17 protein-coding genes are annotated in these 13847 nt (G+C 69.7%); 14 read left to right on the plus strand and 3 right to left on the minus strand.

Annotation, left to right across the window (positions count from 1 at the left end):
- Positions 1-127: 127 nt before the first annotated feature.
- On the plus strand, positions 128-685 hold the full coding sequence (locus tag P3T27_RS06740) for a hypothetical protein (protein WP_280675254.1): 558 nt from the start codon (positions 128-130) through the stop codon (positions 683-685).
- Positions 686-780: 95 nt separating this feature from the next.
- On the opposite strand, the gene P3T27_RS06745 is transcribed toward P3T27_RS06740, so the two are convergent.
- Complete coding sequence (locus tag P3T27_RS06745; RefSeq protein ID WP_280675256.1) at positions 781-1248, minus strand: hypothetical protein; 468 nt, start codon at positions 1246-1248, stop codon at positions 781-783.
- A gap of 210 nt (positions 1249-1458) precedes the next feature.
- Here P3T27_RS06745 and P3T27_RS06750 point away from each other — a divergent pair, with 210 nt between their 5' ends.
- Complete coding sequence (locus tag P3T27_RS06750; protein WP_280675258.1) at positions 1459-2994, plus strand: hypothetical protein; 1536 nt, start codon at positions 1459-1461, stop codon at positions 2992-2994.
- Here the strand turns inward: P3T27_RS06750 and P3T27_RS06755 are convergent.
- Positions 2991-3689 (minus strand): HAD-IA family hydrolase, encoded by a 699-nt coding sequence (locus P3T27_RS06755; protein ID WP_280675260.1) that lies wholly within the window; start codon positions 3687-3689, stop codon positions 2991-2993. The two genes, P3T27_RS06750 and P3T27_RS06755, sit on opposite strands and share 4 nt — an antisense overlap.
- Complete coding sequence (locus tag P3T27_RS06760) at positions 3686-4534, minus strand: GntR family transcriptional regulator (RefSeq protein WP_280675262.1); 849 nt, start codon at positions 4532-4534, stop codon at positions 3686-3688. The genes P3T27_RS06755 and P3T27_RS06760 overlap by 4 nt, the downstream gene beginning before the upstream one ends.
- Positions 4535-5017: 483 nt before the next feature.
- Here P3T27_RS06760 and P3T27_RS06765 point away from each other — a divergent pair, with 483 nt between their 5' ends.
- The 12 genes from P3T27_RS06765 (at position 5018) to P3T27_RS06820 (ending at position 13733) form a co-directional block, all read left to right on the plus strand.
- Entirely contained in the window at positions 5018-5296 is a 279-nt protein-coding gene (locus P3T27_RS06765) for a hypothetical protein (protein ID WP_280675264.1), read from the plus strand.
- Positions 5293-6564: a hypothetical protein gene (locus P3T27_RS06770; protein WP_280675266.1), complete on the plus strand. Its 1272-nt coding sequence runs from the start codon at positions 5293-5295 to the stop codon at positions 6562-6564. Before P3T27_RS06765 ends, P3T27_RS06770 begins: the two co-directional genes overlap by 4 nt.
- A gap of 124 nt (positions 6565-6688) precedes the next feature.
- The gene (locus tag P3T27_RS06775) at positions 6689-6934 is read left to right on the plus strand and encodes a hypothetical protein (RefSeq protein WP_280675268.1); all 246 of its coding nucleotides are present in this window, start codon (positions 6689-6691) and stop codon (positions 6932-6934) included.
- Positions 6934-7110, plus strand: coding sequence for a hypothetical protein (locus P3T27_RS06780; protein WP_280675270.1), 177 nt, complete (start codon positions 6934-6936; stop codon positions 7108-7110). Before P3T27_RS06775 ends, P3T27_RS06780 begins: the two co-directional genes overlap by 1 nt.
- 144 nt (positions 7111-7254) lie before the next feature.
- Positions 7255-8010 (plus strand): hypothetical protein, encoded by a 756-nt coding sequence (locus P3T27_RS06785; RefSeq protein ID WP_280675272.1) that lies wholly within the window; start codon positions 7255-7257, stop codon positions 8008-8010.
- A gap of 16 nt (positions 8011-8026) precedes the next feature.
- Positions 8027-8461 carry a hypothetical protein gene (locus tag P3T27_RS06790; RefSeq protein WP_280675274.1) on the plus strand — a complete coding sequence of 145 codons (435 nt, stop codon included), beginning with the start codon at positions 8027-8029 and terminating at the stop codon, positions 8459-8461.
- The gene (locus P3T27_RS06795) at positions 8461-9141 is read left to right on the plus strand and encodes a hypothetical protein (protein WP_280675276.1); all 681 of its coding nucleotides are present in this window, start codon (positions 8461-8463) and stop codon (positions 9139-9141) included. Before P3T27_RS06790 ends, P3T27_RS06795 begins: the two co-directional genes overlap by 1 nt.
- A 200-nt stretch (positions 9142-9341) precedes the next feature.
- Complete coding sequence (locus P3T27_RS06800; RefSeq protein WP_280675278.1) at positions 9342-9512, plus strand: hypothetical protein; 171 nt, start codon at positions 9342-9344, stop codon at positions 9510-9512.
- A gap of 103 nt (positions 9513-9615) precedes the next feature.
- Positions 9616-9903 (plus strand): hypothetical protein, encoded by a 288-nt coding sequence (locus P3T27_RS06805; protein ID WP_280675280.1) that lies wholly within the window; start codon positions 9616-9618, stop codon positions 9901-9903.
- The gene (locus P3T27_RS06810; RefSeq protein WP_280675282.1) at positions 9900-11897 is read left to right on the plus strand and encodes a DUF3987 domain-containing protein; all 1998 of its coding nucleotides are present in this window, start codon (positions 9900-9902) and stop codon (positions 11895-11897) included. Before P3T27_RS06805 ends, P3T27_RS06810 begins: the two co-directional genes overlap by 4 nt.
- Positions 11898-12156: 259 nt before the next feature.
- A complete protein-coding gene (locus P3T27_RS06815) occupies positions 12157-12342 on the plus strand; it encodes a helix-turn-helix domain-containing protein (protein WP_280675284.1) in 186 nt (61 codons plus the stop codon).
- Complete coding sequence (locus P3T27_RS06820; protein ID WP_280675286.1) at positions 12342-13733, plus strand: site-specific integrase; 1392 nt, start codon at positions 12342-12344, stop codon at positions 13731-13733. The genes P3T27_RS06815 and P3T27_RS06820 overlap by 1 nt, the downstream gene beginning before the upstream one ends.
- Positions 13734-13847: the final 114 nt, after the last annotated feature.

The following is a 13847-nucleotide window of genomic DNA, read 5'->3' on the forward strand; positions in this document are numbered from 1 at the left end:
CTTGATCACGGACCGGATCTGGTCCGCGCCTGGTCCGGATGAGCTCACCGGAGCGGCGCCCAATACCCCCAGGGCCACCGCATGCACACCCTCCCGCTTTGGTGGGTCCGGCTGCTTCACTGTCTCCGTGGCAGACAACTGGGGGGCAGTCATCTCAGCAGCATCCGCACTCGGTGGAGTGGGGTTCACAGGGCCGTTCGGAGTGCTGAGGAGCCGCCAAGAGCGGCTTGCCCAGCAGATGAGCACCCGGGAAGAACGCCGCTCCGCGCATCGCCTTGAACGTCGCGAGGCATACATCCGACTGATGGCAGCCATGAAAAAAGTGCAGTCGGCGGGGCACACATGCCGGGATGCTGTTCCACCCTCATCCGACCCCTGGCCGCCGATCTGGCAGAACTACTACGAGGCACTTGTGGCACTTGATCGCGAAGCGGAATACGTTCAACTCGAAGGCCCTCCCGAGGTGAGCGATGCGGCCCGCGACCTCAACAGCTCGGCGGTGCACTCCTACTACGTGCTAGAGACCGCAGCCAAAGCCCACCTGGGCGCAACACAGCCGCTTGTGACCCTCCTCAGTGACGAGCAGATGTCAAACCGTCGGGAAGAGGACACCAGGTTGCACGACTTCATCGCTAGTGCCCGGAGGGCCCTCGGTGGAGAGGACCCAGGGTTCGCACAAAGCTAGTAGGCGGCCCCAGCCAACCCACTTCCCCACGCCATCCGAAAGGCCGGGCCAGGCAGCGATCTCCGCTGCCGGCCCGGTCCTCTTTGTGCTCCTGCTCACGCGACGGCCGGGTCGCCGACGCCGAGGTCGAGCCGAGCCTGCGAGTGGTAGGCGTTGAGCAACTCGATCAGGGCAGAGCCGTCGGGCACGCCGACGTGCCCGCGGGCCGCGATCTCGGACTCCCACAGCGCGGCGTTCACCGCCTTCGCCGCCTCCACCGCGGCCGGACTCGCCAACAGGACGAGCGTCTCGAAGAGCGTCGACCGCTGGATCTCCGCCTGCTCCATCGCGGCCAGGAGATCCGCCCGCGCCGTCGACCCCGCCTCGGCGTCGACGGCCCGCTTGGCCACCGCAGCGATCTCCTTCACACAGGTCGCGTACTGCACGTAGGTGTCGAGCTTCCGCTCGTCCCACCGCGTGGCCATCAGCCGGCGGTGCTTGACCCGCTCCGCCCACCCGGTGGCCACGAACGAGGTGAGCGCGCCCAGCAGGACACCCACCAGCGTGACGATCTGAGTAATCACCGCCCAGAACCTACCGACGCCAGGCGCCTCGCAAAAGAGCGAAGCCCTCGCAGCGTGACGCAATCAGGCTGTAAGAGCGACTGTCAGCAAGTCACCCTTGTGCCGCACAACTGACCCTCCAAGTACCAATCTCTTCGACTCCTGACACGACGCATGGCGATCGGGTAGCGTAACCACGTGGCTACCGGTCTATCGCCTATCAACAAGGCTATGAATCTCGTCCCAAAGCGCGCCGAGTCCCGCCAGACTGAGCAGCTGAGGGAAACTTTCGTCGACTCAGGTGTCGCGGTCGTACTTAGCTCAGTCGACCATCAAATCCTCTACGGACGCCGAGGCACCGGGAAGACCCATGCCTTCCGCTACCTCGAAACAGTCGTAAAAGAAAACGGCGACCTGCCGTTCTATTTCGACCTGAGAACCATTGGATCGCCCGACGGGCTATTCGGAACCGAGCCCACAAAGCCGACCGAACGAGCCTCCCGACTCCTTGTCGATCTATTGGCAAATCTCCATTCATCTCTACTTGAAGCCGTCCTGAACGACGCGGATCTAGTAATCGACGATCTGATAATTACTAGGCTTAATAATCTGGCCGACTCCATCTCGTCTGTACGTGTCTCTGGCGAGGTAGAGGTATCCACCGAGGGCGAGACCAAGAAGAGCTCAAAGTCGAGCATCGGCGTGAAGCTCGGATTCAAGTCCGTGGAAGCAACTGCTACTGCGGACGCAGGGGACGAGGAAAGGGAAGCCCGCAAGGAAACCCGTCGAGGATCCGAATCAATTTCACTCAACTTCGGGGTCATATCGCGAGCGCTTCGCGATATCTCCAACAGCATTACTGGGTCGCGCATTTGGCTACTTCTAGATGAATGGAGCAGTGTTCCCCCAGACGTTCAGCCCTACCTTGGCGAGTTTCTCGTTCGCTGCGTGCTCCCGCTGACATCTTTTACGGTCAAGATTGCCGCAATCGAGCAGCAGACTAACTTCCGAACCGAGCTTCCGACAGGCACGCTGATCGGCTTGGAACTAGGTGCGGACATTGCGGCAAACATCAGCCTCGACGACTTCATGGTCTTTGAGCAGAATAAGGAGAAGTCTCGCGACTTCTTCAAGACACTCTTTTTCAACCACCTCTCGCTCGACGGCACGGGGTCCCACCTAGGGCTTTCGACGAATCAGGACGTAGTCCGCCACGGGTTTACTGATATTCGAGCCTTCGATGACCTGGTCCGCGCCGCCGAAGGCGTCCCCCGGGATGCGATCAATATCGCAGGTCGGTCCGCCCTCACGGCCGCACAGAAAAAGATTTCAGTGCATGATGTGCGCGGCGCCGCCCGGAGTTGGTTCCAGGCAGACAAAGAAGCCGCCCTTCGCAGCCGCGAAGAAGCTGGCCGCCTTCTCAACTGGATCATCGATAAGGTGATCCGAGAGAGGAAGGCCCGTGGCTTTCTTGTCAATCAGCGACAGGTTGACAATCTACTCCTTCTCTCCTTGTTTGATGCGCGAGTTATTCACGTTCTAAGGCGAGGATATTCCGCGCAGGACGAGCCGGGAGAACGCTACGACGTATACGTCATTGACTACGGCGCCTATGTCGATCTCATGCAAACCCGTCTGGCGCCGCAGGGAGTTCTCCCCATCGGGCCCGAATGGGAAGAACCCACGTACGTTGATGTTCCGACTCAAGATCTTCGCGCAATTCGGCGCGCGGTGCTTGATATCGATCTGTTTCGGGCCAATATCTAACTCATCGCCCAAACCATGGCATCAGCGATGAGCTGCATCGAGTCCACGACCACCACCGCACCGGCGGCGGCCAGCTTGGCGTCCTTCCCCGGCTTGTTGGCGTAGCCGATCGTGGGGATGTTGGCCGCTCCCCCGGCCTCGACGTCGCGGGCTGCGTCGCCGATGAAGATGCAGTGCCCTGGTCCGGCGCCCGCGACTTCCATCGCTTCGAGCAGGAGGCGCGGGTTCGGCTTCATGGAGGAGGGATCACCCGGGGCGCGCCCGAAGACCCCGGCCACATAGTCGTTGAGGCCGTGCTCGGTGAGGTAGGCCTCGATGGCCACACCCGCGTTGTTGCTGACCACGGAGACCAGCCGACCGGAGCGGGCAGCAGCACGCAGAACCGATTCTCCTCCCGGGGTCGGGCGGCCGACCCGGACGGCTTCTGTCTCCAGCGCGGCCAGCGCGGCGTCCGTGCTCTCCGTGAGATCGGGCCGGGCATCCGCGACCAGGCGGAGCAGGGCGAGCGGGTCGCTCTCCTCCTCCGCCCCGGCCGGGGCCTGCTCGCCCGCGGCGAGCAGGCCCTCGCGGAGTCGGCGTGCGACTTCCGGAGCGGGAAGGCCGGCGAAGACCGAGCACACCGGGCCGTCGAAGTCGAGGAGCACGTGCTTCACCGGCCGCAGCACGTCGGCGAGTTGCTGAGCGGTGGCGGTCATGGCTGGCGCTCGTAGGCGATCGTGCTCCACACGCTGTCGAACCACATCTGGGCCTGCTGGACGTACTGCGACCCGAGCGAGGCGTCGTCCGGGCCGGCGGCGTGGTGGAACAGAGTGGTGTCCTTGCCGGTCACGTCGTAGAAGGTGTGGGCGGTGTCGTCGATCGCCACGGTGCGCTCGCGGAGCGGGTAGAAGCCGAAGAAGGCCTCCGACCGGTTCAGGATGTACAGCTTGAACAGGCTGGACGCCCGGTGCACCTTGACCTGGACGCTCGCCTTCTGGACCAGGCCCAGCTCGGCCAGCATCTCCACCGAGTGCGCGATGCCGCCGGCGTTCGTCAGGGCGATGTTGCGGGCGCGCTCCCGGAGGGCGGCCTCGTCCTGGAGCCCGTCGACCAGGACCGGCACGGCCATGGGCGCCGTGGTGTCCGGCAGCAGCAGGCGGACCGTGATGGATTCCGGCGCCAGCCGGCCGGAGCGGACCTTGTCGAGCGGCTCCTGCAGCGCGTTGTGCAGCGTCTCGCTGGAGAAGCCGGCGAAGTCGAGGGTCACCTGCTGCTGCTCGAAGGCTGCTTCGAGGTGAGGCCGCAGCCCGACCGGCCGGGAGGTGCGCTCCCGCACGAACGAGCCGCTCCCCTGCCTGGTCACGATCAGCCCCTCGGTGCGGAGCAGGTCGAGCGCCTTGTCCACCGTGCCGCGCGCCACGCCGAAGTGCTTCGCCAGCTCGGGGCCGGAGGGGAGCTTGTCGCCGGTCTCGAAGCCCGGCTTCTTCGTGAGGATCGACGCCCGCAGAGAGCTGCCGACCTGCTGATACGGGGGGCGAGAGTCATCCGGGTCTAGGGCCATGGGCCAATGCTAGGGGAGGTGCCCAACAGGCGCGAGAAACCCAACCCTCTTGACCTGCCTAAGCAGGTTGTCTATGTTGTGAGTGCCGCACCGAGTGAGACAGGGGCGACACAGAGGGGCCTTCTTTGGGCTGCTCTGAGCTGGACAAATGCGCCTATGGGGATAGGCGAAGGGGCCCGGGACAGATCGGGCCGAGGTCACCGCGCCTTGTCAGTCGGATGGCATGGACCGAGAGGTCCGCGTCTGCCTTGAAAGACGCACCCCCCGCCAGTTCACCGCCGAACTCCTCGGCGCCGGACCGGCGCGGTCTCAGCGAACGAGTGTCTTTGGTCCCCGATCCGCGCCGCCTGCGGCGGATCGGGGGTCATGGCTGCTCGTGACATGACGAGTAGCTGGCCCTGGTTTCGGGGCCGCCGCGCTTTCCTTGGCCGGGCGCGCGGCAGCCCCTGGGGCCCACCTCCCACCACTGGAAGAGGTAGACCCGTGAAGTCGATTGTTGCAGGTCAACACGCCCTGGGCACCCAGGAGTTCGCGGAGCTGGCGTTGGGCGTGGACCAGGAGCTGTTCGCTGGCGTGGCCAGCGAGTCGCCGGTCGAGCGTCAGGCCCGGTTGGACGTGGCGTACGCGGTGCTGGCGGACCTGCGCCGGGAGGACCCGGAGCTGGCCGCCTACGCAGAGCAGCAGATGAGGATGGCGCCGGTACCGCTGCGGTTCCCGGTGATCGCCCGTCGCACCGCCAGCTTCGAGCTGGTGGCCGCATGAGCGGGCTGGGCGACTACCGCGCCGAGCGGCGGGCCGACCGTCAGGCCGACCGCGCCGACGCCCGAGCGGACCGCCGGGACGAGCGCGAGCAGAACCGGCTGGACGCCGAGGCGGCCCGTCAGCGGCGGGAGGCCGATCAGCGCGCCGCCGAGGAGGCACGGGACCGCCGCCGGGCGGCGCGGGCCGCGCGTCTTGGCCGGGTGACCGGGTGGGTGACGGGCAACCCGGCGGGGGCGTTCGTCCGCTTCGTGCAGGCCTGCTCGATCGTGCCGGCCGTGGTCTCCCAGGTCGCTGCCCTTGACCACGCGAAGGTGTACCTGCTGCTCGCGGTGCTGCTGGCCGCCATGCTGGAGGGCGGCGCGTGGGCGCTTGTCGCCATGGGCGCACAGGCCGAGGGTGAGCGGTCCACCCGCACCTACCGACTCGGCGCGTGGGCGGCCGGCCTGGTCGCCGGGGGCATCAACTTCGCCCACGGCTGGCAGCAGTACCCGCACCACCACTGGGTCGCGTTCGTGCTGGCCCTGTCCAGCATCGGCGCCGTCTGGCTGACCGACCTCCAGACCCACGGCGGCCGCGGCCCGACCACCGCCGAGAAGAAGCGGGCTAAGGAGCAGGCGGAGCACGCCCGCCGCCGCTCCGCGCACCACCCCGAGGTCCGGGAGGTCGCCGACCGCCTGCTGTCCGCCGCCCCGTTCGGCGCGCTGCCGGCCGACGAGGCGTGGCGGATCGCGTGGGAGTACGTCCACGGCGTCACCGTCCCCGGCCTGACCGCCGATCTGCTGGCCCAGCGGCTCAACGCCCGCGCCCGGGTGGCGGAGCTGAGCGTCCTCCCGGCGCCAGCAGATCTGTGGCCGGGGATGCCCGACGACCCGTTCCCCGCCCTCACCCTTCCGCTGCCCTCCGGGCCGTCCGACGGTGTCTACCTCGACACCGTTCCCGACGAGTTGCGGAACGCTTCCCCGATCACGGTCGAAAGCCTGGAAGCCCTTTACGGAACGGGGTCGTACGTGCCCGCACCCGATTCCGAGGCGCCCAAGGCGGGCCGCCCGGACAAGGCGATCGGGAACGCTTCCGCGACTAGCGGGGAACGCCCCCTCGACCCGGCCGACATCGCCCGGATTCGCGTCCTGGCCGACGACCTCGCCGCGCGCGGCGAGGAGCTCAGCACCAAGAAGGTCCGCGACGTCCTCGGCTGCCGCAACGACTACGCCGTGCGCTTGCGCCGCCACGTCGACACCGAGCGCAACAACCCGCCGAGCGCCGCCTGAGCGTCCGCCGCGAGGACATCTCTCCCCCCCCCATCCCGCCCATCACCGAAGCGGACCGCGCTCAGGCAGCCGGCGCCGCCGACCGCCTGTTCACCCGCCTCCTCGGCGCGAAGGGTGGTGTCCGGTGAACACGTTCAAGCAGGTGCCCGGCCTGGGCACCGCCCGTCTCGACCACGGCGGCCTCGCCTACCGGCTCGCCGAGCCGCTGACGATCGATGAGGTCGCCGGCCTGCTCCGCGAGACCTGGTGCCGCCGCCTGACGGTCTCCGACGCCTCCGCCGACGGCGAGCGCCCCGCCGAGTTCCGCGCGCTCTGCGAGCTGGACGGCGAGCCGTTCGTCCTTGTCGGCCGGATCGGGGAGGGCGCCTGATGTTCGGCCTCGGCAAGAAGCCGCCCGCCCAGCCCCAGTCCCGCCAGCAGCGCAGGGCGAAGGCCGTCCGCGAGGCGGACCGGGCTGGCCACGCGGCGATCAACGCCCGCCCCGAGAACCGCAGCACCACCCCCGGCCCCGGGCCGATCCCCCGCCGCTGGTGGCTCTCCTCCTGACCCGCCGTCGGGCCCGGCTACGGCCGGGCCCGCTACCTGCCAATGGAGGCAGACCATGATCTACCTGGTTCTGCTGCTGATCCTGGTCGACGCCGGGATCGGCCTGTGGGCCCTGCGCGAGCTGGCCCGCCGGGGGTGGTACCGGTGACCGTTCCCCCGCCCCCGACCCAGCCGCCGACCGTCGGCATGCCCGACGCCGAACCCGAGCCCGTTGTCGAGTGGTGGCGCAAGAGCGGTCCGTGGAGCCAGCGCACCGCTCCCGAGCCCGAGGCCGAGCCCGTCGACCTCCGCAAAACCGCCCCCGACGACGTCGGCGAGGACCAGGCCGACGAGGACCTGGTCGACGAGGCCGGCCCCGCCGACCCGCAGCAGCTCGTCCCGCCGCCCGCCCCCTCCTACGACATGGACAGCGTGGTGAACCGCCTCGGGCTGCTGATCAGCGAGACGCCGGAAGAGCGGGCCGAGCGAATCCGCAACGAGCGCGAGGACTGGTACCAGCGACAGGGGGAGACCCCCGAGCAGCGCAAGGCCCGGCACCGGTCCGAGCGGCTGGCCCAGCGCCACAAGGCCTCGGTGCTGTGGCGCCAACCCCAGTCCGAGCGCGCCCGCCGCTTCCGCCGCTGGTGCATCCTCACCACCGCCTCCGCCGTGGTCGGCTTCAACGTCGGCGCCGTCCAGCTGGCCGCCCACCTGCCCCTCACCGTCGCCGCGTTCGCCGCGGCCGGCGCCTGGGTCCTCGACCTGCGCATGCGCCGGTGGGGCCACGTCCGGGTGTCCGAGGTCCGCGGCCCCGGTGCCCTCACCGTCCTGGTCCTCGTCCGGGTGCCGCTCGCCTCCGCCCTGGTCGGCGCCCTCGGCCTGGCCCCGTTGATCACCCTCCTCTCCAGCTCCCACCACTGACCGTCAGGAGATCGCCATGGACACCCAGCTGCTCGGCTCGTTCGGCTCCGGCGGCCTCTGCCTGGCCATCGCCGTGTGGATCATCCTCGGCAGCCGCAAGGCCGAGAAGCAGGGCAAGCTCGCCAAGAAGCACAAGGACGAGCACACCGCCTGGCTCATGATCGTCTTCGGGATCTTCGCGGCCGGTGCCGGACAGGCCTTCAGCGCACCGGGCACGGTCGGCGACGCCCTCACCCACGCCTTCACCTCACAGAGCCAGGCGTTCGGCAACGTCGGCGCCGGCGCGGTCGCCGCGATCCTGACCCTCGCCCTGTTCGGCACCAAGCCCGGCCCGTGGAAGGACAGCATCCTCGGCGCCACCGTGCCGTCCGTCTACGCCGCCGCCGGCGGGATCTGGGCCCTGCCGCTCACCGTGATCGGCTCGGTCCTCAAGGGCCTGGTCGGTGCCTGATGAAGCTTCACCGCTATCTCGAAGGCGTGTCGGTCACCGCGTTCGGCCTAGGCAACAGGCTGATCATCCGGGCCGTCCGTCCCCACGCCGAGAAGGTCTCGATCACCCGCCAGCAGGTCGGGGGAGCACTCGCCCTTGGCCTCTTCTTCTCCCCTGTCCTGGCCCGGCCAGTCGCCCGGTACGCGCCGCCCGCCGTCACCGTCTTCCTCGTCCTGTGGGTGGTCGTGGCGGTCGTGGTCGGCAACACCAAAGCCGCCGCCGAACTGGCGAAGGCCGACCAGGCCGCGAAGGAGAAGGCGGCCAAGGCCAAGGCCGGGGACCAGGAAGAGGCCTCCACCAAGGCCGAGCCGGACGACTCCGACGACCAGGACGACGAGCTCCAGGACGCCCCCGCCGACGCCGACCTGTACGCCCTCGTGCGGTACGTCGCCGCGATGTCCGACCAGGGCACCGCCGCCCACCTCTCCCACGTCCTGGAGGAGGGCCAGGCGAGGGGCCTCTTCGGCGGCTGGAAGGTCCCCGACCTGAGGGCCCACCTGGAGGGCTTGGGGGTGGCCCTGGTCGAGGGCAAGAAGCTCACCTTCAACGGGCGCCAGCGCAACCGCCTCGCGGTGCCGCTGGATGCCCTCCCCGAGGCCGCCCCGGGCACCGTCCCGGTGGTCGTCCAGAAGGCCGCCTGAACCCCTCTCCCCCGTCCCCTCCTGACATCTCCTCTGGACGGCGGTAGAGCGGTAGGAACCGCAGGTCAGCGCACGCCTACCGCCCTCCCTACCGGCCCCCTACCTACCGCCCTACCGCGCCAATCGACACCCCCTCAGCAACCCGGCGCTGCGGCCCCGCGACGGCCGCCGCGCCGGGCTGCCTACTGAAAGGCATCACCGTGTACGACGACTACGACGAGTTCGACGCCGCCGACTGGGCGCCGGGTGAGTGCGACCACTGCACCGGCGGCGGGCCCATCGAAACGCCGCTCGGACTCATCTACTGCGCCTGCCAGATCGGCCAGGGCGCCGCTCCCGAGGACTGCCTCTGCGGTCCCGAGGACGACTGACCGACACAGCACGAAGCCCCGCAGCAACCGTCGACCTTGCCGGGTGACAGCCGGTTGCTGCGGGGCCAATCCGACCCCTCTTCAGAGACCAGAGGACTCCAGCATGCCCGGAAACACCACCTCGCCGCAGCCCCGCTGCGAGGCCGCCCACCTCGGCGACGCCAGCCCCTGCGAGGGCCCGCGTGACGCCGTGACCGTCCTCGACCGGCACGGCGACGCCGCCAAGGCCTGCGTGCACCACGGCACCCGCCTGTACGCCAGCCTCGTCGACCCGCGCGTCCACGTCGGCAGCGTCCCGGGCGCGGCCATCGAGGTCTACTACCGCGCCCAGACCACCTCCGCGTTCGCCTGGCTCGACCACCACCAGCTCCCCGACGAGGAGGAGCGGTGACCGAGAACTCCTTGAACGTGATCCCGTTCCGGCCGGAGCCCGCCGACGTGAGGGCCGCCGAGCAGGCCGTCATCGGCGCCGCCCTGCTCGACCCCGCCCAGATCCCCGCGCTCGCCGCCCAACTCGGCGACCCGAGCGCGTTCTACCACCCCGCGCACGAGACGATCTGGCGCGCCATCACCCGCATGGCCGGCGGTGAGCGGCCGGTCGACCCGATGCTGCTGGCCGGCGTCCTGCGCGCCCAGGGCGACCTGGGCCGCATCGGCGGGCCCGGCTACCTGCACGCCTGCGTCGAAGCGACCCCGACCGCCGCCAACGGCGACTACTACGCCGAGATCGTGCGCCTCGCCGCCGAGCGCCGCCGCATCGGCACCGCCACCAGCCGCCTCGCCAACATGGCCATGGCCGGCGAGGACCAGGCCGACCTCGACGCCGTTCGCACCGCCGCCCTCTCCATGCTCGCCGACCTCGCCGCCGGAGACACCTGGCTCGACCCCGTTCCGCTCGGCTCCCACGGCGCCCTGCCGACCTTCCCCGTCCAGGCCCTGCCCGGATGGGTCGGCGCCTACGTCGCCGCGGTCGCCGAGTTCACCCAGACCCCGCCCGATGCCGCCGCCACCATGGCCCTCGCCGCCCTGTCGACCGCCGCCGGCGGCCGGGTGAACGTGGAGATCCGGCCCGGCTGGCGCGAGCAGTCCAACCTCTACCTGACCTGCGCGATGCCCCCGGCCAGCCGCAAATCCGACGTGTTCGCGTTCACGATGGGCCCGGTCTACAAGGTCGAGGCGGAGCTCCAGGCCGGCGCCAGGGCGGTGATCATCGAGGCCGAGACCGCCAAGGACGCCGCGCTGGCGGAGGTCGACGCCCTGATGGCCAAGGCCCGCAAGAACCCCGACCTGGACCGCACCCGGCTCGTCGCGGAGATCTCCGCCGCGAAGATGCTCGCCGAGGAGATCACCGTCCCGCCGAGCCCGCGGTTGACCCTGTCCGGGGACATCACCCCGGAGACCGTCACCAGCCAGCTCGCCGTGCACCGGTGCCTGGCCGCCCTCTCCCCGGAGGGCGACCTGTTCGACAGCATGGTCGGCCGCTACAGCAGCAAGCCGAACCTGGGCGTGTTCCTCCAGGCCCACAAGGGCGAGCGTCTCCAGGTCGACCGCATCACCCGCGAGCAGACCACCGTCGACAAGCCCGCCCTGACCATCGGCGTGACCCCGCAGCCCGCCGTCCTCCAGGAACTCGGCACCGCCCCCGGAGCCCGCGACCGGGGCCTGCTCGCCCGCTTCCTCTACTCCCTGCCGCCCTCCAACCTCGGCTACCGCAAGGTCCGTACCGCGCCGATCCCCGAGAAGGTCGCGAACGCCTACGACCGCAACCTGACCCGCCTGCTCCACGCCATGACCGACCTCACCGACCCGGTCACCGTGCTCATGGACCAGGCCGCCGACCTCGCCATCGAGCGCCTTCAGGAACGCGTCGAGGTCCAGCTCCGCCCCGACCAGCCGCTCGCCCACATCAAGGACTGGGCCGGCAAGCTCGTCGGCCACATCGCCCGGATCGCCGTCCTGCTCCACCTCGCCGACCACATCGCCTCCGACCGGGACATCAACGCCTGGCGTGCCGGCCTGGAGGCCGCCACCGTCGACCGCGCCGCCGAGATCGCGGACTACTACACCGCCCACACCCTCGCGGTCTTCGACCTCATCGCCGCCGACCCCGCCACCGAGGACGCCCACGCCCTCCTCCAGTGGCTCCAGCGGCCGAAGAAGGACGGCACCCACCGCACCCATATCAAGGCCCACGACGCCGTCGCGTCATCCCGGCGGTTCAAGAAGGTCGCCGACGTCGAACCCGCCCTGCACCTGCTCGAACAGCACGGCTGGCTCCGCACCGACCAGCCCACCGCCAGCGGTCAGCGCGGCCGGCCCCAGGCCGTCACCTACCGCGTCCACCCGGCCGTGAGCACCCCCACGGCCGCAGACGCGACTACGTAACCGTCAGGGATGTCAGGGCAAAGCCCTGACCAGCCCAATCACCACCAGGCGGCCTGTCAGGGACCGTCAGGGCTGTCAGGGGATCCCGGTTATCCCCTGACAGCCCTGACAACCCCTGACGCCCCGGCAGGGGTCATATCTGCAGGTCAGCGAGTTCCCCTGACATCCCTGACGCTCTCCGCCCTCCGCGTCCGCCCGCGAGAGGGCCCGCAACGCGCGCCGCAGCCATCAATCCGCACCCACAGCAGGAGACTTCGCCATGCCCAAGCGCGAACTGCTCAAGCTCCCCGTCGTGCTCGCCGAACTCGGCATGTCCCGTGCCGCCTTCTACCGGATGCGCGCCCGGGGCCAGGCGCCGCGCCTCATCAAGCTCCCGAACGGCCAGGTCCGGGTCGACCGGGCCGACCTGGACGCGTGGCTCGCCGCCTGCGAGGTGGCCGCCTGATGCCCACCTCCTACAAGGTCAAGTTCTGGGACCACCGTCACCGCCCGGACCGGCGGGCCCCCTGGATGGTCCGCTGGACCGTCGCGGGGCGGGAGTTCTCCGAGTCCTTCCTGACCAAGACCGCGGCCGACGGCCGGAAGTCCGAGCTGATCTCCGCCCTCCGCGACGGGCAGCCGTTCGACGTCGACCGGGGCCTGCCGCTCTCCGAGCTCCGCAGGGAGAAGCAGATCACCTGGTACGAGCTCGGCCGGCGGTACGTCAGGGCCCGGTGGGAGGGGGCTCCGGCCAAAACCCGCACGACGTGGGCGGACGCGCTGGCCACGGTCACGTTCGAGCTGGTGAAGTCGAAGGCCGGCATGCCGGACAAGCGGCTCGTACGCCGGGCGCTCTACAGCTGGGCGTTCAACGTGAACGCGTGGGAGGAGGAACCGCCGGCGGACTGGGCCAAGGCCCTGGCGTGGGTGCAGAAGCAGTCCGTGCCGGTCTCCGCCTTCGAGGAGCCGCCGATGGTGCGCCGCCTGCTGAATGCCCTCACGGTGAAGCTCGACGGCAAGAAGGCCGCCCCGTCGGTCATCCTGCGCAAGCGCCGCATCCTCGGCCACCTCTTCGGCTACGCCGTGGAGGAGGGCTACCTGGCCGCCAACCCCTTCCCGACCGTCCAGTGGCAGCCGCCGGAGACCGAGGAGGAGGTCGACCCCGGCGTGGTGGTCAACGAGGACCAGGCCGCGGCGCTGATCGAGGCGGCCGGGCGCCAGGGGAAGCGCGGGGCCCACCTCCGGGCCTTCTTCGCTTGCCTCTACTACGGCTGGCTACGGCCGGCCGAGGCCGTATTCCTCACGCTCGCGCGCTGCCACCTCCCGATCGAGGGGTGGGGCTACGTCGTCCTGGACGAGACCCGGCCGCGGGTCGGCTCATCCTGGACGGACGACGGGACCTCGCACGACAAGCGCGGGCTGAAGCACAGGGCCGAGAAGGCGACCCGCCGCGTTCCGATCCCGCCCGAGCTGGTGGCGATCCTGCGGGAGCACGTCGCAGCCTTCGGCGCCGCGCCCGACGGGCGGCTGTTCCGGACGTCCCGGGGCGGGATGGTGCAGGAGAGCGGGTACGGGGTCGTCTGGCAGCGGGCCCGCGCCGAGGTGCTGTCGCCGGCCGACTGTGCCACGAAGCTCGGCAAGCGGCCGTACGACCTGCGGCACGCCGGGATCTCGCTCGGGCTGAACTCCGGAGTCGACCCGACCGAGGTCGCCCGGCGGGCGGGGCACAGCGTCGCCGTCATGCTCCGGGTCTACGCGAAGTGCCTGCATGGCACCGTCGAGTACGCCAACGAGCTGATCTCGAAGCGGCTCAACCGGAACCGTCCGGCCCCGCCGGCCCCGGATCCTGGTCCGTAGCTGGTCCGTATGCCCTGGTCAGCGCTGGGATTCAGGTGGCGCAAAGTGAGACAAGCCACCCAAACCGGGCGCCGCTCGATCCCTCACTTCAAGAAACGAAAAAGCGGTCCCTCA

Source organism: Kitasatospora sp. MAA19 (assembly GCF_029894125.1).
Lineage (GTDB): Bacteria > Actinomycetota > Actinomycetes > Streptomycetales > Streptomycetaceae > Kitasatospora.

What these genes read in the sequence shown, in the direction of transcription:
- P3T27_RS06750 (WP_280675258.1), top strand. Translation starts at nt 1,459, where the DNA reads ATGAATCTCGTCCCAAAGCGCGCCGAGTCCCGCCAGACTGAGCAGCTG.
- P3T27_RS06755 (WP_280675260.1), bottom strand. Translation starts at nt 3,689, where the DNA reads ATGACCGCCACCGCTCAGCAACTCGCCGACGTGCTGCGGCCGGTGAAG.
- P3T27_RS06760 (WP_280675262.1), bottom strand. Translation starts at nt 4,534, where the DNA reads ATGGCCCTAGACCCGGATGACTCTCGCCCCCCGTATCAGCAGGTCGGC.
- P3T27_RS06770 (WP_280675266.1), top strand. Translation starts at nt 5,293, where the DNA reads ATGAGCGGGCTGGGCGACTACCGCGCCGAGCGGCGGGCCGACCGTCAG.
- P3T27_RS06780 (WP_280675270.1), top strand. Translation starts at nt 6,934, where the DNA reads ATGTTCGGCCTCGGCAAGAAGCCGCCCGCCCAGCCCCAGTCCCGCCAG.
- P3T27_RS06790 (WP_280675274.1), top strand. Translation starts at nt 8,027, where the DNA reads ATGGACACCCAGCTGCTCGGCTCGTTCGGCTCCGGCGGCCTCTGCCTG.
- P3T27_RS06795 (WP_280675276.1), top strand. Translation starts at nt 8,461, where the DNA reads ATGAAGCTTCACCGCTATCTCGAAGGCGTGTCGGTCACCGCGTTCGGC.
- P3T27_RS06805 (WP_280675280.1), top strand. Translation starts at nt 9,616, where the DNA reads ATGCCCGGAAACACCACCTCGCCGCAGCCCCGCTGCGAGGCCGCCCAC.
- P3T27_RS06815 (WP_280675284.1), top strand. Translation starts at nt 12,157, where the DNA reads ATGCCCAAGCGCGAACTGCTCAAGCTCCCCGTCGTGCTCGCCGAACTC.
- P3T27_RS06820 (WP_280675286.1), top strand. Translation starts at nt 12,342, where the DNA reads ATGCCCACCTCCTACAAGGTCAAGTTCTGGGACCACCGTCACCGCCCG.